General features: G+C 44.9%; 16 protein-coding genes. 6 read left to right on the top strand and 10 right to left on the bottom strand.

What is annotated here, in order from left to right; translation table 11 throughout:
* Positions 1–8: 8 nt before the first annotated feature.
* The 6 genes from I2F54_RS12545 to I2F54_RS12570 form a co-directional block, all read right to left on the bottom strand.
* Positions 9–1,394, bottom strand: coding sequence for a pectate lyase family protein (locus I2F54_RS12545; protein WP_087413188.1), 1,386 nt, complete (start codon positions 1,392–1,394; stop codon positions 9–11).
* 51 nt (positions 1,395–1,445) lie between these two features.
* On the bottom strand, positions 1,446–3,167 hold the full coding sequence (locus I2F54_RS12550; protein ID WP_229097182.1) for a DUF5123 domain-containing protein: 1,722 nt from the start codon (positions 3,165–3,167) through the stop codon (positions 1,446–1,448).
* A gap of 13 nt (positions 3,168–3,180) precedes the next feature.
* The gene (locus tag I2F54_RS12555; RefSeq protein WP_195501382.1) at positions 3,181–5,184 is read right to left on the bottom strand and encodes a RagB/SusD family nutrient uptake outer membrane protein; all 2,004 of its coding nucleotides are present in this window, start codon (positions 5,182–5,184) and stop codon (positions 3,181–3,183) included.
* A gap of 13 nt (positions 5,185–5,197) precedes the next feature.
* Positions 5,198–8,668 (bottom strand): TonB-dependent receptor, encoded by a 3,471-nt coding sequence (locus I2F54_RS12560; protein WP_022218493.1) that lies wholly within the window; start codon positions 8,666–8,668, stop codon positions 5,198–5,200.
* A gap of 168 nt (positions 8,669–8,836) precedes the next feature.
* On the bottom strand, positions 8,837–9,844 hold the full coding sequence (locus I2F54_RS12565; protein ID WP_195501383.1) for a FecR family protein: 1,008 nt from the start codon (positions 9,842–9,844) through the stop codon (positions 8,837–8,839).
* Between the two features lie 66 nt (positions 9,845–9,910).
* Positions 9,911–10,507, bottom strand: coding sequence for an RNA polymerase sigma-70 factor (locus I2F54_RS12570; protein ID WP_022218491.1), 597 nt, complete (start codon positions 10,505–10,507; stop codon positions 9,911–9,913).
* Between the two features lie 358 nt (positions 10,508–10,865).
* On the opposite strand from I2F54_RS12570, the gene I2F54_RS12575 reads away from it, so the two are divergent.
* From I2F54_RS12575 to I2F54_RS12585, 3 genes are all read left to right on the top strand, one after another.
* A complete protein-coding gene (locus I2F54_RS12575) occupies positions 10,866–11,507 on the top strand; it encodes an HU family DNA-binding protein (protein ID WP_195501384.1) in 642 nt (213 codons plus the stop codon).
* A 23-nt stretch (positions 11,508–11,530) separates the two neighbouring features.
* Entirely contained in the window at positions 11,531–12,343 is an 813-nt protein-coding gene (nudC, locus tag I2F54_RS12580) for an NAD(+) diphosphatase (protein WP_229097183.1), read from the top strand.
* A 434-nt stretch (positions 12,344–12,777) separates the two neighbouring features.
* Positions 12,778–13,419, top strand: coding sequence for a DUF4858 domain-containing protein (locus I2F54_RS12585; protein ID WP_195501385.1), 642 nt, complete (start codon positions 12,778–12,780; stop codon positions 13,417–13,419).
* 65 nt (positions 13,420–13,484) lie between these two features.
* Here the strand turns inward: I2F54_RS12585 and I2F54_RS12590 are convergent, their stop codons facing one another.
* The 3 genes from I2F54_RS12590 to I2F54_RS12600 all read right to left on the bottom strand — a co-directional run bounded on the left by I2F54_RS12590 (position 13,485) and on the right by I2F54_RS12600 (position 18,701).
* Positions 13,485–15,227, bottom strand: a complete 1,743-nt coding sequence (locus I2F54_RS12590) for a phospho-sugar mutase (RefSeq protein ID WP_195501386.1) — start codon at positions 15,225–15,227, stop codon at positions 13,485–13,487.
* A gap of 81 nt (positions 15,228–15,308) precedes the next feature.
* Positions 15,309–16,946 (bottom strand): C69 family dipeptidase, encoded by a 1,638-nt coding sequence (locus I2F54_RS12595; RefSeq protein ID WP_195501387.1) that lies wholly within the window; start codon positions 16,944–16,946, stop codon positions 15,309–15,311.
* 51 nt (positions 16,947–16,997) lie between these two features.
* Positions 16,998–18,701, bottom strand: a complete 1,704-nt coding sequence (locus I2F54_RS12600; RefSeq protein ID WP_195501388.1) for a M23 family metallopeptidase — start codon at positions 18,699–18,701, stop codon at positions 16,998–17,000.
* 188 nt (positions 18,702–18,889) lie between these two features.
* Between I2F54_RS12600 and ald the strand changes: the two genes are divergently transcribed.
* On the top strand, positions 18,890–19,996 hold the full coding sequence (gene ald, locus I2F54_RS12605; RefSeq protein WP_009121713.1) for an alanine dehydrogenase: 1,107 nt from the start codon (positions 18,890–18,892) through the stop codon (positions 19,994–19,996).
* 719 nt (positions 19,997–20,715) lie between these two features.
* Here the strand turns inward: ald and I2F54_RS12610 are convergent.
* Entirely contained in the window at positions 20,716–21,930 is a 1,215-nt protein-coding gene (locus tag I2F54_RS12610; RefSeq protein ID WP_195501389.1) for an MFS transporter, read from the bottom strand.
* A gap of 237 nt (positions 21,931–22,167) precedes the next feature.
* On the opposite strand from I2F54_RS12610, the gene I2F54_RS12615 reads away from it, so the two are divergent.
* Together I2F54_RS12615 and glsA are read left to right on the top strand one after the other, a co-directional pair.
* Positions 22,168–23,604 carry a glutamate decarboxylase gene (locus I2F54_RS12615; protein ID WP_009121711.1) on the top strand — a complete coding sequence of 479 codons (1,437 nt, stop codon included), beginning with the start codon at positions 22,168–22,170 and terminating at the stop codon, positions 23,602–23,604.
* Between the two features lie 52 nt (positions 23,605–23,656).
* A complete protein-coding gene (gene glsA, locus I2F54_RS12620; protein ID WP_009121710.1) occupies positions 23,657–24,622 on the top strand; it encodes a glutaminase A in 966 nt (321 codons plus the stop codon).
* Positions 24,623–24,642: the final 20 nt, after the last annotated feature.

Genomic DNA, 24,642 nt, shown 5'->3' on the forward strand with positions numbered 1-24,642 from the left:
TCGGTATTCTATTTAATCAGAAATATATAATTCTCTATATTCGTATATCCATTGGACGCTATCTTCATGGCATCTGCCGGATCGTTCTTATCAAGGCCGTATTTATCTTCAAACTCGTCCGGCATACCGTCATTATCGGTATCCGCGGGAGCATCCGCTGATTTTATACTGCCCGGCCCTTTTGTCGGTATATCTTCTTCCGTATGGATAATCAGCCCTTTTTTCCCTAATGAAGTCAGTTCGTCAATAAGATAGGCATCCACCTCATCCCGTGCGGGCAGGGAAGCTCCGCCATTATCGACAATCCATTCATAGGCTTCCTGAGCAGTCATCAGTCCTTTTATTTCGGGATGTATATCGGACGGACGTTCAAGGAACGTAGGAGAAGTTATAATCTCCTCTCCGGCTACAACCGACTTCTTCATGCAGTCCGTACGTTCCAGTTCACGGCCATTCAATACGCCATCCTTATTATCATCATAGAAGTTACCGGACAAATAGGCGCTGAAATGCTCGTTATATCGGGTAAAGGGAGCTGTCGCGCCTAACTTCTTGCCATCGTAATTATCTGTAGTTCCTACTATAAAATAATTATTCCGAATATCCGCATCCGATTTTTGCTCGGTATCCCCCATAATGTAAGCGCCGCCGTTTCCCCAATTATAAAGGACATTGTTTACGAACTGATTCAATCCTTTCACTTTCGGATTACGGGTTTTATTGTCTATATACAGATTACGGTACAAAGTAACCCCGTTGTTTATCGTAGTCTGGATAAGGCCGCCGCAAGAATGGGGTTGCAGTCCCTGCCCTATGAACGAATTCTGTATAGTGATATTCCGAGGTTGGTCGGCAGGCTTTTTAGGGTCTCCATTGATGGAGAAACATTCATCGCGTCCCCATGTTACGGACATGTGGTCGAAAATCATATCCGACCCGTAGGCGATACCGGCCGCATCTTTACCTTCACGGCCGTTCATGCCCATTCGTACACGTAAATAACGGCATATCAAATTGTCCGCCCCCGAAAAGGAAACCCGATTGCCATACACGACAACTCCGTCACCCGGAGCTGTCTGTGCTGCAATTGTCAAATTCTTTGAGAAGTCGAGAGGAGACTCTAATTTGATTATCCCCGCTACCTTAAATACAATAATACGGTTGGGCTTACTGACGGCATCACGTAAAGAACCCTTACCCGAATCCGCCAAAGTCGTTACTTGATACACTTCACCCGTTCTGCCGCCTGTGGCACGCCGTCCGTACCCTTCCGCACCGGGAAAGGCCAGTACTTCACCATAATCCGGAAAAGGAACCGCCGGATTATCTTTTCCTTCTTCTTGGTTGCAGGACAGGAATACCCATGCAAGACTAAAGAGCCCTATTAGATTCATAGTACATCTCATTAATTAGAGTTTTTAGCTTTTTATTAAATTTGCAGATAATCAATCCAATACTGTAATCCAACGAGGATCGCCATATTCCGACTTATATATAACGGATTCCGCATCAATCACAGTAAAGTCATTCTCCTCGATATTACGGAATAATGAAGCATCATCCGTATCCAATGAGATAAGTGTCAAACCGGCATCAGACATCTTTTCAAAATCCGATGTGCAATAATTACCTTTCGAATCTAAATTGATACCGCCTGCATCGAGCACTTTACTTTCACTGCTGCCAAAGACACAATTATTTACCGACAAATTCAGCGGAGCAGTCAGTTTGGAGAAATTTCCAACAGCCCTATAAGTGTTTTTACTACCATCCTTATTCGAGCCCCAGTTGTAGAAAGTACAATTAGAAATAACAACCTTGTTACCTGCGGCAATAGGAAGATTGGCAGTAGGCGCTCCAAACACACCGGGTGAAATATAAAACTCATAGAATGTGGAATTAGTGACCGAGACATCATTCCATACATTAGAGCCTTTATTTATAGCATGAATAAAACCGAATTGCTTTGTTACATTTTTTGTATCATTAATACCTGAAACCAAACAATTATCTATACGGATATGGTTGATTGTAGTTACCCCTTCACTGGCGTCGCTCATCATTAGGACAGCAGACGGTAAAACTATATCCGAGTTTGTAATTTCAAATCTGTCTATTGTAAAATCAGTGCCGGCATCATGCTTCCCAATATTCAGTAAACGTGTCTTACTACCCTTACTGGGTTTGCTGTCAGTCCAGGTTTCCTTAATATTCACATTATCAACAACAAAATATTCAATATCAGGCATATTGCCACTTTCCGGTTTTACATTGAAGCATCCCTCACGAATATACAAGGTAGGACGTTCTCCCGGATTGGCAAGAAGAGCAATGCTCTTGGTCAATTTAATATCGCCGGTTTTCGCAGCTACTTCCCCGCCTTCCGTCAGGTAGTAATCAACTCCATTCTTCAATTGGAATACAAGGGCTTGCTTACTTGCATCTGTCATACCGGCCTTTATCTTACCCATCAAATCGACACCATCTTCTACCACAACCGCATCAGCAGGCATTCCCGCAGTGGTAAACCTTTGTTGATTGTATTTCTCCGCTCCTTCCGGTGCAGCGCTATTTGTTAAAGCCACATAGTACGTGGTACGAGGGGTTAATCCTGTAATTGTATATTGTCCGGCGGAAGCATTTTCCAAACTGATTTGTCTTTCCTCTGTGGTTCCTTCTTCCCATATCGCCAATCCGTCAACCGGATTTTTCTCTGATACCACCCATTTGATTTCTACAGAAGTCTCACTAATCCGCGAACCTTCCACGGCATATAAAATTTTAGGAATGGTACGGGACAAAGTTGAAATGGAAGAACCCATTTCCGTCCAATTCGATGTGATGGCAAGAGATTCGTTATTGGCTCTGACACGAGCATAAAACTTAGTCTCATAACGTAAATTCGTAAACGTACACTTACCATACTCCACTGTCTGCGTTTCCAACTTTTCCGACTGAAACGTGGCATCCTGTGAAAGCTCTACCGTATATGAAGTCGCTTCACCGGATGTTCTCCAGGTCAAGGTTATGGTATTATCCTCTGCAAAACAGGAAGAAGCTATAAAAGAAGGTCTGAATAAACGGGGCATTTCCGTCTTATCGTCTTCACACGCCATGCAAGCAAACAGACAAAAAAGTAAAAGCGGTACTATATATCTTGTTTTCATCCTACTGTTAGTTTTAATATCCATAATAATTTTTCAATAATCCCTGATGGCTCGACAATGCGTCCGGCGGTATAGGAACCAAATAGCGTACAGGATCTGTCTCGGGATTTACAGACCCGGCATTCGAAGCGTTGATATATCCATAGAACGAATGCAGAATACGGGCAGACGGTTCCCACTGGCGAGGGCTGGCGTTTTTGACTTGCGTACAATATTGAACGCACATATCTACGCGCGAGTAACCGGTAGGATTCTTAGAAGGATATGCAGGTAGCGCCTCGTCATAAGAATTGACATCACCTTCCTTATACCAATCCATTGTTTCGGCTACACATACCGGGAACAGCGTTTTATCAGCCGGTACCATCTTATAATAGGCTACGGCCGGATAAGAATCAAAACGCGCATTATAAGTAGGGTCTTCAAAAGGAGTTGTCGTATTTTCATACTGCTTAGTGCGGGCAACCTTACCTAATTCAATCCAATCGAAATACAAGTTATATAATGTTTTGCCATACAAGTTCCAGCGCGCCAAATCATAGCGTCTATGCTTTTCTCCGCCAAACTCCCACGCACGTTCCTGAACAATAGCGTTGAAGAAATCTTCTTTTGTCCCCAAAGCATCTACATAGGCTTCCACCTTTTCCGCATGGTCTTCCTGCGCAAAGGCTCTCTTACGTACCTGCTTCAAAGCATCCTTGGCGCCCGCCGTCGGCCCGTCATGGTTTTCATTGGCAGCTTCCGCATACATCAACAGCACATCGGCATAACGCATATACGTATAGTTAATCCCCGTACCCTTATTGGATGTGCTGCCCAGCGGAGATTCCATAAACAAACGGTTCCACTTGCCGCAGCCAACATTAAGCTCGGAAAAAGGCTTCTGAATAATAGAACTCATCCCCGAATTTTCATAACGGAACATTTCGCAGGTAATATCCCTACGTAAATCCGCCTTATCAAAAGATAACATATACGTAAGCGCTAATCTGGCACCGCCGGACGAATATCCGTGAGGAGCATTGGAAGCGTTCACGCCTTCCGAATTCTTTGACGATACGATATATGTTCCCCAAGAATAAGCCAATTCTCCTGAACCGCCCACCTTAGCCGGTACATCAAAAATATTATCATCGGCAACCGGTACTATCCAATTACATTCATCTACCCAAACCTGGCGGAAAGAGCGGGCCAAAGAGTGTTTACCCTCGGAGATAACCTTTCCGGCATATTCCTCGGCTATTTTATAATACTCCTTCCAATCATCACTCCGTTCCATTGCACCCACAGCCGCAGGATTATCATAATCCGGTCGGAGGCTCCAGCCACCTCTTTGCAAAGCAATACGTGCTATCAGTGCCTGGCAGAATTCTCTTGAAGCAGCTTCCACTCCTCTGTCGGATTCTTCCGCATACAACATCAAAGGTTCTACTTCTATCAAATCATTTATCATATCTGTCAATATCGTATTGCGGTCTGTCGCCCCAATAAACAATTCATCCTTATTTCCGGCAGATGTTCTTCTGTACGGCACATCACCCCAGTTTCTGACAAGTTCCAGATAATACATGGCGCGCAAAACTTTCGCTTCTCCATAGTAATGCATCAAACGAGACGGTTTAGTCTTATCGGCGGCGGCAAACAACGGACTCTGTTCGATACCCTCTATAACGTCATTCGTACGGTTCACCCCGTCATACATACCCGTCCAAATATCACCATACGACTTTATATCACCCGTACTCGGCACATACGCACGCTCATTGAGGTTGGATGCGGTGGACAGTCCGCTAAACTCCACATCCGTATTAAACAGCATCTTCTTAAGCAAGACCCCTACCCAACCCTTACCGCTGACCATAGGCACATACATGCCATTGACAGCAGTAGCGATTTCGGATTCGCTGCCAAATACATAATTCTTATCAAACGTAGACGGAGAGTTTACATCCAGATAATCTGAACAGGAAGCAAACAGTAATATGCTCGCAATTACCGATATATATTTTTTTCTCATACTCTATATAATTTTAAAAATTCAAATTAACACCGACTGTATAAACACGGCTACGCGGAGTTACATTGTTATCAATACCCGGCGTCAAACCTTTTTGGATATTCACTTCCGGATCGTAACCGCTATATCCCGTTATCGTAAACAAGTTACTTCCGGAGAAATACAAGCGCAAGCTTTTAACTCCCAAAGATTGCAACCAATGTTTAGGAAGCGTATAACCGACCGTCAAAGTACTCAAACGAAGGAAAGAACCGTCTTCAACCAAATCGGTCATTGTTATACCCTGAGTTACGGACATCCAAGAGTAAGTTTTGGCATTCTCATTCAATGCAGCCAAGGCGACAGGGTCACTGGAAACATTTACCCCGGCGTCATCCACATAACGGAAACGATTGGCAAGATTCATATCCGTAGATAAGTTGGAATAATTACGACGGACAGCCGAGTGCAGGTAGAGTTTATTCACATTGAGCACATCAAAATCACACATGTAATTGAAGAATGCCGTAAAGTCCAGATTTTTCCAGTTACCGGAAAGACCGAAACCGCCGGTCACTTTAGGATTTGTATCACCTATCACCGTCATATCATCTTCCGTTATCAGGTTCGATTCGGAATCGGACAGTTTCTTGAATTTCATGGCACCCGGCTTAAAGGCGAAGTTACCGGAACTGAATGATGAATTGTCGGGCACGCCCGGCTTCAAAGTCCATTTTTTAGTCGTCGCGTCGAAATCAAAATCATCTACCTTATAGAACCCGTCATTGACGAATCCGTAAATCAATCCCATGCTTTTGCCTACTTCCATCTTATAGTTATACGTTCCATACCAGTTGGACAATGAGGCTTTGGTTTTCCATTCGGTCTCACCGGTAGCCAGTTTGTCCACCTTATTCTTATTGAACGCGACGTTGAAATTCGCCGATAACTGGAAATTCTTTGTCTGAACGATTTTTGCGTCCAAAGAAATTTCAACTCCTTTATTTGAGGTCTGTCCCACATTTGTCATCTGACGGGAGTAACCCGATGAATTGGGAATGATGGAAGGAACCAACAAGTCCTTGGTAGTATTCCAATATACATCAACCGTACCGCTCAAACGATTTCTAAAGAATCCGAAATCCAAACCGATATTACGGGTTATGGTTGTTTCCCATTTCAAGTCAGGGTCATAAAGATAGGTCTGGTCGGCAAACTGATAATAATTATACTCTTCATTGCCGAAAGCGGGAGCGCTCGTTCCGCTGTATACGCGATAGATATTATGCCACAAATCATTACCGATACGGTTATTACCTGCCAGACCGTAGCTGGCTCTCAACTTCAAGTCGGAAATGAATCTTATAGGCTTCATCCACTTTTCATTGGAAATTCTCCAGGCGATAGAACCTGCCGGAAAATATCCCCACTGCTTACCGGGAGCAAACTTGGTAGACCCATCGGCACGAACCGTCAGAGTGGCATAATAACGATTTTTGTAATCATACAATGCACGTCCGAAGAAAGAGGATGTTCTGTCGGGAGCGCTTCTGTAACTGGTGCTCTGATTGGGAGTTCCCAAAGCAAAATTCTCCAAAGCCGCCTCTGCCGTTACTGAAACAGGAAAGAGCTTCGCGCTCATAAACGTATTATCGTTCTGCGCATGGTTAATTTCCTGTCCCAGCATTATATTGACATTGTGAGACTTATTAAACGAGTTACGATAGGTCAGCGTATTTGCCAGACGATATGATTCCTTATGGGTTTTGGTACGCTTAGCCGAAGGCATATTGTTCATACCCGCAGCAGAAGCCGTACTGGACAACGGACCGTAAAACTGATTGTCATTTGCATGAGTCGTACTGATTCCATACTCGGAACGAAATTGTAGCCCTTTTATCACATCCCACACCAAGGCAGCTTTCAGGCTGATAGCCTGTTCGTCCCGTTTTCTGTAATTCTGCTTATTCTCTTCTACCGGAGTATATTTCTGATTCAGAGAGTTTCCGTCTTCATCCAGGTTTTCCTCGTCATCATCGGGGTCAACGGCAACTCCCGCCGACAATCCGTTGGTAGGGCGGAAACGAAGTGCGGTAACGATATTTGTTCCCGAAGTTCCGGCACCGTCAATGGTGCGTGTGCGATACGTTGCATTTGTTTCCAGTTTCAGATTCTTGAACAACTGATGATTCAATTTCAGGTTGATGTTATTACGTGTCAGTCCCGAACCAATCAACTGTCCCTCATCTTTATTACGGGTATAACTTAAATTGAATTTAGTTTTTTCATTACCGCCGTTAACGGTTATATTATAATACTGTGAAAGAGGATTACCGCCCAAAATTTCATCCTGCCAGTCAGTAGTGTTCGTGTATTTGTACAAATCGATATCGTCATAATAGCCGAAGTTTTTGATAAAGCCCTCATCCGAACCTTTACGGATCATCTGATATTCATATTCGGCCATTACAAACTCATAGTTGTTCATCACCGGTATTTTGCGTGCCAGCGTACGCATCTGCAGATAGCTGTTAAACTGCACCGTTGTTTTACCCATTTTAGGATTCTTGGTAGTCACGATAACAACACCGTTCGCACCTCTCGCTCCGTAAATAGCTGTCATTGACGCTTCTTTCAATACATCAATGGATTCAATATCCGTCGGCGGAATACCGCTCAAATCATCTACCGGAAAACCATCCACCAAAAACAACGGCGAATTATCCTGGGTAATGGAACCACCGCCACGCACGCGAACGCTGATTTCAGCGTCCAACGCACCGTCTGTAGTGGTAATCTGTACACCGGCCATTTTTCCGGCCAAAGCATCGGCCACGGAAGCCGAAGCCACCTTGGATATAGACTCGGATGAAACAGATGCAATGGAACCCGTCACATCGCTACGGCGTATATTGCCATATCCCAATACCACAATTTCATCCAGCACATTCGCATCCTCACGTAAAGTTATATCCAGTTTTTTACCTTGCTGGGCTTTTACTTTGCGTGTCTCATAGCCGATGTAAGATATTTCCAAATTGGCATTATCCGTAACGTCCAGCGAAAAGCTGCCGTCAATACCGGTAACCGCTCCGTTGGTTGTTCCCTGCTCTCTGACAGTCGCACCGATGATAGGCTCCCCTGCATCATCCACAACCTTACCGATGGCTTTAACTCGCTTACTCTTTGTTTTTCCTTCCGGTTGTATCTTCTTTACTATTATTCGTTTATTCTGAATTTCGTAAGTCAGATTGTTTTGTCCCTGAAGAATTTGCTTAACGACATCATCAATCGTCGCTTTATCCGTAGATATTGAAATTCGCTTATTCGTATTTACATCCGCAGATGAAAACACAAATGAGTAACCGGATTTTTCTTTCAATAGTTCTATCGCTTCTTTCACCGTTATTTGCTTAGCTTTCAGTGATATATCTTGTGAAAAAGCAGAAAGGTGAAGACAAAGAGCTACTGAGGCTATTAAAACAGCCTTACTGAAGTTTCCCATAAACTTTTTGAATTTTTAATTAATGAATAGAAATAAGGTTTGGTAAAAATTACCAAATAAAGCTGACTCCCGGAACATTATATCCGGGAAGCAAAATACCAGTGTCAGCCGGAAAAAGTAAATCTCATGCAATTCATGTTTCTCATATTTTATTTTTTAAGTTCAACATTAATATAGTATATATACACCGTTTTCGTATTTATAATTCATCTGCTGGGTCGAAGCCATCACATCCAGAATCTTATCAATCGTATTGGCCGAGATACCGAAACTTCCATAGAAACGTTTATTGCGTAAAGAATCGGCAACTTCCACCTTAACATTATAGCTGCGCATCAGTTTCTTAGCTATATCTTCCAGCAGCTCCTCATCAAAGAAAAGCTCGTCGTTAATCCAGACATTAGCTTTGGCCGCCCTTGTGCTGCTTTTTACCATTTGACCGGTCACCTTGTTGAGAACCATTTTTTCGTCCGGCGTCAGATAAAGTTCAGGCATTTCCCTGATGCCGTTCCTAAGAGCCACCTTTCCTTCCATCAGATTCACCGTCACTTCTTCATCATCCGGATAGTTTCTGAAATTGAATTTCGTTCCCAGCACTCTCAGATTCAGTTCTTTCGTGTCGATTTCAAAAGGTACTTCCTCGTTCTTCATTACCTCAAAATACCCCTCTCCTTCCAAACGCAACCGGCGGTCATCCACTCCAAAACCCTGCGAATATATTATTTTCGATCCTGCGTTCAGCCATACCAATGTACCATCCGGTAAATAGAGTTTAGTATGCGCTCCCATAGGCGCCTCTACAACCATATCCGCAAAGTTTTGCTTCACAGCCTGCTTTCCCTGCCAATAAGTAACAAATGGAATCATCAGAATCAGCACAACGGCAGCTACCCGCATAAAGGTTTTCCATGAGAAACGGAGCATCTGTTTTTGTTTCTTCTCCGCCCCGGCAACCCGTTGTCTGAATAAAGAGAATGCCTTGTCTTTATCAAACCGTACAACAGTATCGGCAGCCCCCGAGGAAAACCATACCTCTAACTTATTCCGTACATATTTCCGATTAGACTCAGACTCCAAACTCCAACGTTTCAGTTCGGCAAAGGATTCTTTATCCAGTTTTCCCGAAAGATATCGAGTTATCAATAAATCTATATCAGTATGTTCTTCCAGCTGCATAATTCTGTTGCTTTATATATAAGACAAAAAAATCAAGAATGAGGGTAGTCGAAAATATATATTTTTTCAAATATCCATAAAAATATAAATAATCAATAAATGCAAATAGTTATCCAAACGCTTTTGAAGAAGAGCTAAAGCATTCTTTATATGATACTTAACCGTATTAATGGAGATTCCTAACTCTAAAGCAATCTCTTCGTACTTTTTTTGTTCAAAACGACTTTTTTTAAATACGGTGCGACATTCCACAGGCAGTTCTTCTATGCTGCGGGTCAATTCATCTTCCAGTTCTTGTTCGAGCAATACACCTAAGGGCTGATTCTCTTCCACAAAAACAGAATCGAGGAATTCCATATTTTCCGGCAGCATAAAAGATGAAAAATGCAGTTCTTCGCGATGGCTCAAGGATTGCAATTCATTCAGGCAACGGTTACGTACAGCACGCATCAGATAAGCACGTACAGAATACGTGATTTCTATCTCCCGGCGATGCTCCCATAAATAAAATATAGCGTCGTCCACCACTTCTTCCGAAAGAGCCGCATCATTCAATATCTGATTGGCGAAGCGACAAAGCAGGACATAATGACGCTCATAGATGTATTTAAATGCCTCCTCATCCCCTCTGCGTAAATGTTCAATGATTAATGTATCTTTCATAGCCGCCTCCATTTATAGAAGAGCAAAAGTAGTCAAACTTAGGTAACTACACAATCATTAAGAAGATTTTTCAGAAAAAGAGGCGCTCAATTATGCGCCGCCGCACACAATAACTTATATTTCTATTGCAATAAATCTGCCTTTACATCTTAATAATTTATATCTTTGTTACCTGAAATCTATTCATTCGACAACTGTCTAATAATCATCCGATAGATATCAAATAATTATTAGACAATTGTCGAATGATTATTAGATAGTTGTCGAATGAATAAATTTATGCAAGCTGAAAAATAGTTTGTAGAGAGAGCAGAATTTATTCATCGAATAGCAAAAAACTAACTGCAATACTTATATAATGAGTGCCTACTACGATTTTTACGAAACACCCTCACCGGGACAAAAGAAAGAGAACAAAAAAATTCTTCACGCACGTATCTATCCTAAAAGGACTTATACCAAAGAAGAATTTATAGAACATGCTTCAAAATACCAACATCTGCCTAAAAATGTATTGGGAGCCTCATTAGGAGTTCTTATTGATGATCTCTGCGATTTACTTGCTGACGGAAATATCGTGGAACTGGGTGAACTCGGATTTCTCAGTACTTCGCTAAAATGCCTTCGGAAAACAGACGATAACCAGCAAAAAATAAGGGCGGAATCCGTTGTGTTTCAAAATGTGCATCTACGTATCAGCAGTACATTCCGTAAGAGGATTATACACAAAATGACACTGGAGCGCATACACTCTCCCTCACGTAAAGCCGCTGCAATTACGTCCAGCATAGAAGAGCGCAAAGCCGCATTGGCTGTATTCTTAAAAGCCAATATTTGCATCACCCGCCGGGAGTACGTCCAAATAACCAAGCTTACGCCATACGCCGCCATGAACGAACTGAATAACCTTATTCAACAAGGTATTCTGCGACGTAGAGGTTCGGGAAGGTCTGCCGTCTATGTTGCAGGCGAAAAATACAATGAAGAAATAAAAAAATAACAAATCTCGATAGAAATCAGAATATGGAAATCGCAAAAACAACAGAACCGGAAAATTCCATGCAGTGGTTCGTCTTTTTCAAAGACCAACTGCTGTTAAAGAAAGAATACACAACAAACGGAGAAAGCAAATACGGTATACCCCATGGAATAAATCCGCCTGTAACACCCGCAGCGGGATGTACGATACACGAGGTAACTCTGACGGACGGACATAAGGTAAAAACCTTCGCCCTCGAACAACCTGTACCCGAAACCGAAGAATGGGTAATGACAGGTTTACGCGCTTCTTACGACTATCTGCCATTGGCGGATTACCAGGCAGCGGGAAAATCATTCCAGATACTCTATTGGGACGAGCACAGCCGCTTCTGTCCCGTATGCGGCACTCCTATGGAACAACACACTCCTATCATGAAGAAATGCCCGGAATGCGGAAATGAGATGTATCCACCCGTTTCTACGGCTATCATCGTGCTGATACGGAAAGACAAAGAAATATTGCTGGTGCATGCACGCAACTTTCGCGGTACTTTCCATGGGCTGGTAGCCGGATTTCTGGAAACGGGCGAAACACTGGAACAATGCGTAGAGCGGGAAGTTATGGAAGAAACGGGACTGAAGGTGAAGAACATCACTTATTTCGGCAGTCAGCCATGGCCCTATCCCAGCGGGTTAATGGTAGGCTTCATTGCCGACTACGAAAGCGGAGAAATCAAGCTGCAAGCCGATGAGCTCAGTTCCGGCGCATTCTATTCCAAAGACAATCTGCCGGAAATTCCACGTAAGCTAAGTATTGCACGAAAGCTGATTGACTGGTGGCTGGAAAATAATTAAAGGAAAGGGCATAAAAAACAGATTGCGGAAAACACGCGCTCACAAACGAACAACTACGAATGAAACGACTCTCATTCACATCAACCAATCGGCGTGCAACCGCAATCTGTAAGTACATCTGTTAACTGTTGACCTCTGTCGCATATAAGAACAGCATTTAACGGAGAATGATTAGATAATCGGCATAAAGAATATAAAAGAAACTTAATTGAGGTACTTCAAAATACGCATGATGATTTCTTTTAAGCACAGATTACTCGGATTTCACGGTGCTCTCTAAATTTATCCGCGCAATCCTTGTAATCCGTACCTAAAAAGCAAACAGCAAGCAAGATTTTGCCCTGCTCCCTCTTAACCTTTTTTACAGCCGTTTCTTACAGCATTCTGTGGCGTGTTGCGTCTAACCTACAACCAAGACTCAACAATGAACAGAAATGATTAAAAAGGAATATATATTGTTGGCAGTATTATCTGCCGGTTTTTCCTTTCCGGTGCAAGGACAGACTACATGGACGAAACAAGACTCTATTAAACTGAAAGAGATACTGGACGGAACAACGGATATATCCATTAATCCTACTGTCAAACAAGAAATCGACCTGTTATTTTCCACACCTGCACAGATACACAGTATTCCCATTTTACCCGTTGAGGAACTTTTACCCAAGCCGGAAAATCTCCGGCAGATATACGCGATACCCGGATTCCGACTGGACAATACACGCATATATTACAACACCCAACGACGGAATAAATATATACTGAACACTCAGCGATTCAGTATCTCAGCCACTACGGAATATGGCAAAAGAGCAAAGGTACTTTTACAGCAAAAGACAGATTTCAAATTTGACGTCACTCAAAAGCTCGGCTATCATGTTTACGCAGGCTATAACCGCAGCAGCGGTAAATCCGCCATATTGCCGGGAACAGTAAGCCCGCTGTATCTTGGAAGCGGATTCTCGTATGACATCAACAGGCAGGTACAGGTAAAAACAGGTGTCAGACACCAATTCAATATAATCCACAGACGCTGGGAATGGGTGTGGGAAACAAGTGTGGGAATATCTTTTTAGATATGAAAAAAGGTGCAGACGGCTTACTGCCGCTTGCACCTTTCCATATCAAGAGTCAAATCGTCTTAGATACCGAGTGATTTGCGTACTGCTTCCACTTTCTTTTCAGCCTCGGCGTTTGCATTGCCGTAGCACTTGGAGCAACCCATTTCACCTTTCACTTCAATGTAGAACTTAATCTTAGGCTCCGTACCCGAAGGACGAACGGAAATCTTCGTGCCGTCTTCTGTAAAGTACTGGAGAACGTTGGATGTCTCGGGCATATCCAAGTCGGTTACATTGCCCTTGGCATCGGTAGCTTTCAGAGTTTTGTAGTCCTTAATCAAGGAAACGGCAGAACCACCGATTTCTTTCGGCGGGTTGGCGCGGAAGTTATCCATCATAGCCTTGATTTCATCTGCACCGCTCTTACCCGGCTTCACTACATTCACGGTAGTTTCCTTAGAGAAACCGTACTCTACATAGATATCCATCAGGATGTCATACAACGTCTTACCCTGGTCTTTAGCCCAAGCGCAGATTTCAGCCAACAGTGAACAGGCGGAAACGGCGTCTTTATCGCGAACGAAATCTTCGGCAAGGAAACCGTAGCTTTCTTCGCCGCCGCCGATGTATTGCTGCTTGCCTTCGCGCAGGCGGATTTCACGGGCAATCCACTTGAAGCCGGTATAGCAATCGAGCATTTCAATCTTATTCTTATCGGCAACAGCCTTGATAAGCTCAGTAGTCACAATGGTCTTCACGATGAAGTCCGTAGGCTGCATCTTGCCCGTCGCGATACGGTTCTTGATGATATAGTACAAGAAGAGCAAGCAAGTCTGGTTACCGTTAATCAGCACCCATTCGCCCTTATCGTCCTTACAAGCCATACCCACGCGGTCGGCATCCGGGTCGCTTGCCATTACGATGTCCGCATCAATCTTCTTGGCGAGTTCGATGGCCATAGAAAGCGCTTCCGCATTTTCAGGATTCGGAGAGATTACCGTCGGGAAGTCACCGCTCTTGACCATTTGTTCGGGCACGCAGTGTACATTCTCAAAGCCCCATTCTTTCAGAGAAGCGGGAATAAGCACTCTACCCGCACCATGAAGCGGCGTATAAACAATACTGAGGTCTTTCTGACGTTTAATCACTTCCGGGTCGATGGAAAGAGTGTGGACTTTATCCAAATATACCTTGTCGATGTCTTCGCCGATAATCTGAATCAAATCCTTGTTGCCTTGGAACTTGATGTCCTCAACAGTTACTTTGTTCACTTCATCGATAATGGCAGTGTCGTGCGGAGCAAGTACCTGCGCACCGTCATCCCAATAGGCTTTATAGCCGTTGTATTCTTTCGGGTTGTGGCTTGCAGTCAGGTTGATACCGCTTTGGCAACCGAGGTGACGGATGGCGAAGGAAACTTCCGGAGTAGGACGCAAGTCATCGAACAGATAAACCTTGATACCGTTCGCCGAGAAAATATCAGCCGAGATTTCAGCGAACTTGCGGCTGTTGTTACGGCAGTCGTGACCCACTACGACGGAGATTTGCTCTTTGTCCTTGAAGCATTTGTTCAGATAGTTCGCCAATCCCTGGGTAGCCGCGCCTACTGTGTAGATGTTCATACGGTTGCTACCCGCACCCATGATACCACGCAAACCACCTGTTCCGAATTCCAGGTCTTTATAAAAACATTCTATCAGTTCGGTCTTATCTGGATTTTCCAACATTCTTTTCACTTCAGTCTGAGTTTCGGCATCATAAGCCGGGGTAAGCCATTTTTCAGCTTTCTCAGTTACCTGTTTAATCAGTTCTTGATTTTCCATAAGACTATTTTAATATTAAAGGTTAATACTTCATTTTTTTGTTAAGTCACAAATGTAAAAGAATAAGTTCAAATATCCTAATCAATCGGGCATTTTATAACGGTCGCCCGTTTGTTTTACATATTCTTCCAAGAATTCCTTCGGATAACCCGGACGAACCACCCCTGCGGGCTGACCGATAGCATTGCGCTCGAACTTTCCGTCTTTCATTTTACGGACAACACCGTCATTATATTTCACAATGATAAATTCACCCAGACGCTTCCATGTGTCGAAAGCGCTCTGTGCCGTCATATTGGTATAATTTGTCAAAAATGCTTTCGCTTTGGCCGGGTCTTTCTCCAGAAGTTTGGCGGCGGCGGATTCAATGCCTTCCTGCGCCTCGTTGAAAGTGGTTTCGAGTTCGTTCTGCGTGGCACGTACATCGCCAATCATAAGGTCGTAACGGGGATATACCATATTGGAAACCCAGTTGAAAATCCAGAAAGAGGAATTCCATGAGAAAGTGATATAGTCCGCACCGTCTACACGCGAATAGCATACGGGCACTTTATCCGTGCAACAGTATACGGGAGTGAATACAGTCATGTTGGCGTCGTCCGTACCGAACCACAATACGCCTCCGATAGCATCGGGCAGCGTGGAACGCATCTGCGCCACAAACACGAAACCGCTCTGCTGCGTGGAGATGGGACGCTCGTTGAAATACTCCTTATCGCCCACTTTGAAAGAAAGAGGAGAAAGACGGTAGGGAGTGTGATACGGTCCTGCACCGAAATCTTTGCTGATGTCGAGAGGAGTGCCTTCGTAATGATCGCGCATGGCATTCTTTACATCTTGTACGGAGATTTTACGGTCGGGCTTTACGAAAAGCGGCATCGGAGTGTCGGTATCGCCTAATATATAAGGTAAGAATTCGTTGCCACGGGCGGTAAACATATTAAAATAGCTCCACACGCGGGCTTCGCAATAACGACGAGCGCCAAAGTCGAGCGGCGCATAGGCATTCGCAAAGCTGAAGTCTTTGTTTACTCCGTCGAAATAGCCTTTCTCACGGGCAAAGGATATGACGTCAGGAGAATACATACAGTTGTTCTTGTCGTTCATATCGAACTGGTGGATACGGCTTTGGTTGGCATGCGCGGAAATGCAATCATCGGGCACGCGGACAGCCACCCATACGGCTCCACGCACACCGGGACCTTTGCCTATCATCTCCATAATCCAGATTTCATTGGGGTCGGCGATGGTGAATGACTCGCCGCCGCTGTAATAACCGTATTCCTGTACGAGTTCCGTCATTACTTTGATAGCTTCGCGGGCGGTACGGGAACGTTGCAGACCGAGATAAATCAGGCTTCCGTAATCGATGATGCCGGTAGTGTCCACCAACTCGGGACGGCCGCCGAAAGTCGTTTCACCGATAGTAAGCTGGAATTCGTTCATATTGCCGATAACGTTGTAGGTCTGGCGTGCCTGTTCTATCCGGCCGAGGTATTTGCCGGTATCCCACTCGTGTACGTCAATCAATGTGCCCTTTTTGTGCACACCTGCGGGATAATGATATAACTCGCCGAACAATCCATAGGAGTCGGCAGAATAGGAAACAATTGTAGAACCGTCCGTAGAGGCGTTCTTACCCACAATGAGGTTGGTACAGGCAAATGCGTTTGCCACAGCTGCCACCACTAACGCGACGGAGAGAGTTAATCTTTTCATACTTCTGTTATTATATAGTTTATTTGATAATGCCATGATATAAATGAAGAGTTACCATGCAAAACGGAACTGTTTCGTGGTCTGATTGCCACAACCGTCGGTTACAGTCATTTCTACGGTATGCCTGCCGCCTTTCTTTACATGCTTCGAGTCGAGTTCGCAAACCAGATTGCCGCTAATGGAGTTGGGCTTGCCGAACAAGGCGTATTTTCCGTCTATCGTTCCGCGATAACTGTGTATTCCTGTCTCCTTGTCTTTCGCTTTAAAGACGATACGCCCCGTACGCCCCCACTGCTGAGGGTTGAGCGGAGTAATCTCCGGCGGTACGGTATCGACAGCCACCGTATAAGCAGCCAAGTCGCGGATGCGGACTTTCATAAAGCCGTCCTCATACGTGCCGCCTACGCTATATTTTCCACCTCGGGCTGTAACGCCTGCTACGTAATATTTCGATTTATCTTCCAGGCGGTCGCGGCGCAAACCGATACGCATTTCGCAAGCTCCGTGCAGAGGAATACGCGTATCGTGCAACTGATAAGTGAAAGCCACATCTCCGCTATCGGCACGTACGGAATAGTTCAGCCAGACATCATCGTACAGCATTCCGCGCGGTACGACCAGCTCCAAACCGGGTTCCTGAAGATAATTGGTTTTGTCCCATTTGAAAGCATACTTTTCGCGATGTTCCACAGGACGGATGCCGGTGTTCTTTCCCTGTACGGTAAAACGGACTTTCGAGGTGTTGCCTAACGCGTCGCTTAAAGTGTACACAAAGCGATAAGGACGTTCTTCGTTGATTTCTATCAGTCCGCGATTGCCGTTGGAGGCATGCAGCATACGCAGGCGGTTGCCCGGTTCGATGAATGACTTCATGTACTGTCCGTGCGTCCATGAGTTGATATAGCGGTTTTCTTCGTAAGCAAAGCGGTCTACCACACTGCGGAATACTTCTTCACCGTCCACTTCGAGAATAACGGTATGCACGCCATAGCGGTTGCCCACCCCGTCCATGTGGTCATAGGCACGAATTCCCGCGCCTATCAGTCCCCAGGCCGTGATAGGTTTTGCGGGGCTGGCAGGGAAAGTCTGATGTATCTGCTTTCCGTTTACCACACCTTTGCCCGGTTGCGGAAACAGGATGATACCTTCGGCATGAGGGGCGATATTGTCTTTCACTTTTTTCATAAAGAAAGGCAGCGGGTCAACATAGTCTCCCGTTGCCGACTCAATCATATCCAGATGCAGGTGAGGGCCGAAAGAGTAGCCCGTATTGCCGCTAAGGGCTATCACCTGCCCTGCCTTTACCGGATATTCCCCCGGCTCGGGAGTAATCTCCACTTCCCAGCTTTCCTTTTCATACTGCAAAGCTTTCACCCTTCGGGCTATATCGCCTACAAACGCGCTGAGGTGGCGGTTGATAGTGGAATAGCCGTTATCGTAATCCACATTGAGCACATAGCCCGAACCGTGCGTTACGCGGATGCGTGAGATATGCCCGTCGGCTAAAGCACGCACGGGTTTGCCGATGGCTCCGCCGGTCTTGAAGTCCAATCCGCCATGAAAATGGTTGGCACGTATCTCACCGAAGTTACCGGAGAAGACGATAGGAAAATCAAAAGGGGGAGTAAAAGACACCGTCTGCATCTCCGGCACAGTTTCCATATCGGACGCCTCTTGTGCATATCCGCCTTGTATGCTGCCAACGAAAAATAAAACTGAGAGAAATATAGAGTGTTTTATATTCTTACAAATCATATCCTATTTTTTTAATGCATGCAAATATAAAAAGAATAGTTCTCTCCGCCTAAACAAAAAAGCATAATCCTACCGTCCTACCCTATAAATAAGCAGGCGTTTTCTGTTGTAAAACACCTTATATTAAATGACAATGAGACAGAGAAATCGCTATCTTGCAACATGTTTAACCATTAACAGATGACATTATGATTATCGGAGTACCCAAAGAAATCAAGAACAACGAGAACCGTGTAGGAATGACCCCTGCCGGAGTAGCCGAGTTGGTGAAGAAAGGTCATACGGTGTATGTGCAGGCTACGGCCGGCGCAAACAGCGGGTTCTCTGACGATGATTACATCGCCGTAGGTGCGCGAATCCTGCCTGCCATTGAAGATGTCTATGCCATAGCCGACATGATTGTCAAGGTGAAGGAGCCTATTGCACCGGAGTACAAACTGATTAAAAAGGGACAAGTAGTATTTACCTATTTCCACTTTGCGGCCGATAAATTACTGACCGAGGCCATGATTGAAAGCGGTGCCGTATGTATCGCTTATGAAACGGTGGAGAAGGACGACCATTCCTTGCCATTACTCACTCCTATGAGCGAAGTGGCAGGACGTATGGCTACCCAGGTGGGAGCCCGCTTTCTGGAAAAGCCGCAAGGCGGAAAAGGAAAGCTGATGGGTGGTGTACCGGGTGTCCGCCCCGCGCGCGTACTTATTTTAGGTGGCGGCGTAGTCGGTACCAATGCCGCACAAATGGCCGCGGGAATGGGTGCCGAGGTAATGATTACGGATGTCAACCTGCCACGCCTGCGCTATCTCAGCGAGGTATTGCCCAAAAACGTAAAAACACTCTATTCCTCGCTTCACAATATAAGAATGGAACTGCCTACCATAGATTTGGTAATAGGCTCCGTTCTTATTCCCGGTGATAAAGCGCCGCATCTCATCACAAGGGATATGCTGAAAATGATGAAACCCGGAACCGTACTTGTGGATGTCGCCATTGATCAGGGCGGCTGCTTTGAAACGTCTCATCCCACTACCCACAGCGAACCGACGTATGTTGTGGATGGTATTGTGCACTATGCGGTAGCCAATATTCCCGGCGCTGTACCGTTTACTTCTACTATGGCGCTGACAAATGCAACGCTGCCTTATACCGTGGCATTAGCTTGCAAAGGTTGGAAACAGGCTTGTAAAGATGATCCGGCATTGGCATTGGGACTGAATGTGGTAGAAGGGAAAGTGACATATAAGGCGGTGGCGGATGTGTTCGGAATGAGGTATGAGGAGGTAGAGTTATAAGTTATGAGTGATAAGTTATGAGTTATGAGTGATGAGCGATGAGTTATGAGTGATGAGCGATGAGTGATGAATTATGAGTTATAAGTTATGAATTATAAATGATGGGTGATAAGTTATAAATTACAAGTTATGAGTGATGAATTATAATTTATAAATAATGAATTACGATTCTGCATAACAGCGCAGCCCAAGGCTGAAGGCCTTCTATCTCCAAGCCCGGGGTAACACCCCGGGTATATACATTTGATTAGCATTGCGCCCTGTAAGGGCAGAATTCTTGTATACAAAGGCACTATCCACAATTTTGTGTAAATGTAAACGGGATTCAGTTATAAGTTCTCTTATATCTGAATTCTGTTTTGGCATTATAAAATATTTTGCCCTTACAGGGCGCAGAAATGTAGAAGACATTTTAAACCCAGGGCGTTGCCCCGGGCTTGGAGATAGAAGGCCTTCAGCCTTGGGCTGCGCTGTTATGCAGAATCGTAATTCATTATTTATAAATTATAATTCATCACTCATAACTTGTAATTTATAACTTATCACCCATCATTTATAATTCATAACTTATAACTCATAATTCATAACTTATAACTCATAATTCATAACTTATAACTCATAATTCATCACTCATCGCTCATAACTCATAACTTATAACTTATCGCTCATAACTCATAACTCATAACTCATAACTTATAACTTATCACTTATCCACCACCTCAATCATCAAACAAGAAATCTCCTTTCTTCGCATACGCCCAATACATAGTCAATATTGTTATGCACAAATTGAAAATGAACGGAAATTCTTGCGAACCGGTATGGAATATCCATTGGAAAAAATCGGTAATGAAAGGCGATAACAGTATGGCAAGGTAATTCATCACCATTACAAAAGCAAGGGCAAGCGTTGTCTTTTGAGGAATGGCAGTATCGACCGTCTTGTCATAAATCAGAGGTTGAATGATACCATAGCCCAAACCGACCAAAATACATCCCGGCACAATAAGCCATTCCGTAGGAGAAATCCATATCAATAGTAATCCGACGGCAACAGCCAAAAGGCTATAAAGTTTTGTTTTATTTCCCAAAAGCTTCACTATATTATCCAACATAAACCCCGGAGCCATAATGGCAAGGAAAAACAAAGAAATCATCAGCCCTGAATTTCCGCTTGAAAAGTGGTGCGCTTCCATTAAGAAAGGTAAATTAAAAGTAACCGCAAGAACTACGTATGTAACCACCCCATAGAACAGCATTAACTGAATAAGATGGCGTATATGTATGCCATATTTACCGGAAATCACAGGCGCAGACTGCATGGAAGGAATAACAGCCGACGCCTGCTTCACCGTGACCGAAACCGTATTCTTTTTTAAATAGGCCGAAAGAACCAAAGAAATCAGCGGCAACAGATAAACGACAAAAGGCAAACGCCAGTGTACCTCTGCCAGATAACCCGTTACGGCCGTAGCCACCACCAGCGTCATATTGGTTATGGCGGAACTGTATCCAAACTGTTTGACGCGATACTCTCCCGTGAAATACCGAGAAATCAGCCCCGTAGAAAGAGGAATAATCAATCCCGCCCCGATACCGAGCAAAGCGCTGACAGCCATCAGTTGCCACATCTTGGAAGAAAACAAATAAAGTACCCCGCTTGCGGCAAACAGCCAAAGCCCCACCCGCAGCAAACGGATAAAATCGCGTTTCTCCGCCAACTTGCCCGCCAACAATACAAACGGGATAATCAGTAAGGAAGGTAAAGAAGCCAACATCTGTATATCCAACTCCGTGGCATGGGGAAAAATAGTGGAGAGCTCTCCCAAAATAGGTGAGACAGCCAAGCCCGGCAATGAGGTCAGCGCGGAAATAGACCAGATACCTATAAGCGTAATAAGAGGAATGGTTCCTTGTCCGGTATTAATTTTCATAATTTTAAAGTGAGTGGGTTAGTTGAAGGAAAACAAGCGATGCAACAGAATGTTCGGACAGGATAAGTGATAATTAAAGAGTAATAAGACGTAAAAGCGCCGGGATTTCCCGCCCCGCCCTTTTAATAAACGCCAAATAATGTAAAACGGCGGAACTTTCTTTCGTGGGGGTCGTTGTTGTGGAAAATTCGACGGGGAAGGTCCCCGCCGCCTAAACCTTTAAAAACTTATAGTTATATGGAAGATTTGAATTTCAGAAAAGGAGATGCAAAGACCGAAGTATTCGGTTCGAACCGTATGTTGCAACCCTCACCGGTAGAGAAAATCCCCGAAGGGCCTACCACTCCGGAGATTGCCTACCAGATGGTGAAGGATGAAACGTTTGCGCAGACCCAGCCCCGTCTGAACCTGGCTACATTCGTCACTACTTATATGGACGAATACGCAACCAAGTTGATGAACGAAGCTATCAACATCAACTACATCGACGAAACCGAGTATCCCCGCATCGCCGTAATGAACGGTAAATGTATCAACATCGTCGCCAATCTGTGGAACTCTCCGGAAAAAGAAACCTGGAAAACCGGCGCACTCGCCATCGGTTCTTCAGAAGCATGTATGCTGGGTGGTGTGGCCGCATGGCTGCGCTGGCGCAAAAAACGCCAGGCTCAAGGCAAACCGTTCGACAAACCGAACTTCGTTATCTCGACCGGTTTCCAGGTGGTATGGGAAAAATTCGCCCAACTGTGGCAGATTGAAATGCGTGAAGTGCCCCTGACACTCGACAAGACCACGCTCGACCCCGAAGAAGCTCTGAAAATGTGTGATGAGAACACTATCTGTATCGTACCTATCCAGGGTGTTACATGGACAGGACTGAATGACGACGTTGAAGCCCTTGACAAAGCGCTCGACGCATACAACGCCAAGACCGGCTACGACATTCCTATCCACGTAGATGCTGCAAGCGGCGGCTTTATCCTTCCGTTCCTGTATCCTGAAAAGAAATGGGATTTCCGTTTGAAATGGGTACTTTCCATCAGTGTCAGCGGTCACAAGTTCGGCTTGGTTTATCCGGGGCTGGGTTGGGTTTGCTGGAAAGGCAAAGAATATCTGCCCGAAGAAATGTCATTCAGCGTAAACTACCTCGGCGCCAATATTACCCAAGTAGGTTTGAACTTCTCCCGTCCCGCCGCACAGATTTTAGGACAGTATTACCAATTTATCCGCTTAGGCTTCCAGGGTTACAAAGAAGTACAGTACAATTCACTCACAATCGCCAAGTATATCCATGACGAAATCGGTAAAATGGCTCCGTTCGTCAACTACTCCAACGAGGTGGTGAACCCGTTGTTCATCTGGTATTTGAAACCGGAATACGCAAAGACCGCCAAATGGACGCTGTATGACTTGCAGGATAAACTTTCGCAACACGGTTGGATGGTTCCGGCCTATACGCTGCCTTCCAAACTGGAAGATTACGTAGTGATGCGCGTCGTGGTCCGTCAAGGATTCAGCCGCGACATGGCGGACATGTTGCTGGGCGACATCAAGAATGCCATTGCCGAACTGGAGAAACTGGACTACCCCACTCCTACCCGCATGGCACAGGACAAGAACCTGCCGGTAGAAAGCAAAATCTTCAACCACGGCGGCAGACGTCACAAAAAGTGATAAAGTCATAATCACTCTACTGCCTTATCACTTTAACACAGTATATATAAATATGGAAAAGAAAATATCAATTTCTCAAATCAAGGAAGTTGCCCAACAAGCCTATAATGAGGTGAAAGGACAAACAGGCGGCAAGAATGCGGATTATATTCCGTACCTTGCCAATATAGATTCCAAATTGTTCGGCCTCAGCATTTGCCTGATGAACGGACAGACCATCAATATCGGAGATACGGACTACCGTTTCGGCATAGAATCCGTGTCAAAGGTACATACCGCCATACTTATCCTGCGCCAGTACGGTGCGCAGAAAGTGCTGGATATGATTGGCGCCGATGCAACAGGACTGCCGTTCAACTCTATCATCGCTATTTTGCTGGAGAACGACCATCCCTCTACGCCATTGGTAAATGCCGGAGCCATTTCCGCTTGCTCCATGGTACAGCCGGCAGGCAATTCGGACAAGAAATGGGATGCCATCGTACAGAACATCACAGAACTGTGCGGCTCCGCTCCGCAGCTTATCGACGAACTGTACAAATCGGAAACGGCTACGAACTTCAATAACCGCTCCATTGCCTGGTTATTGAAGAATTACAACCGTATCTACGATGATCCGGATTTGGCGCTCGACCTTTATACCCGCCAATGCTCACTGGGTATCACAGCCGAACAATTGGGCATTGCAGCCGGAACGATTGCCAACAACGGCGTTAATCCCGTCACCAAACAAAACGTGTTTGAGGCCGGGCTCGCGCCGAAAATCACTTCGATGATTTCCACCGTAGGCTTCTACGAGCATTCAGGCGACTGGATGTACACTGCCGGCATACCCGCCAAGAGCGGTGTAGGCGGTGGCGTAATGGCCGTACTGCCCGGTGTGATGGGTGTTTCCGCTTTCGCTCCCCCGTTGGACGAAGCCGGCAACTCCGTCAAGGCGCAACTGGCTATCAAGTTCATCATGAACAAGCTCGGTCTGGGTGTATTCAACGGTGACAATGTGACGATTACAGAATAATCTCTCATACTCTTTTTTCC

Source organism: Bacteroides clarus (assembly GCF_015555825.1).
Taxonomy (GTDB): Bacteria; Bacteroidota; Bacteroidia; order Bacteroidales; family Bacteroidaceae; genus Bacteroides; species Bacteroides clarus.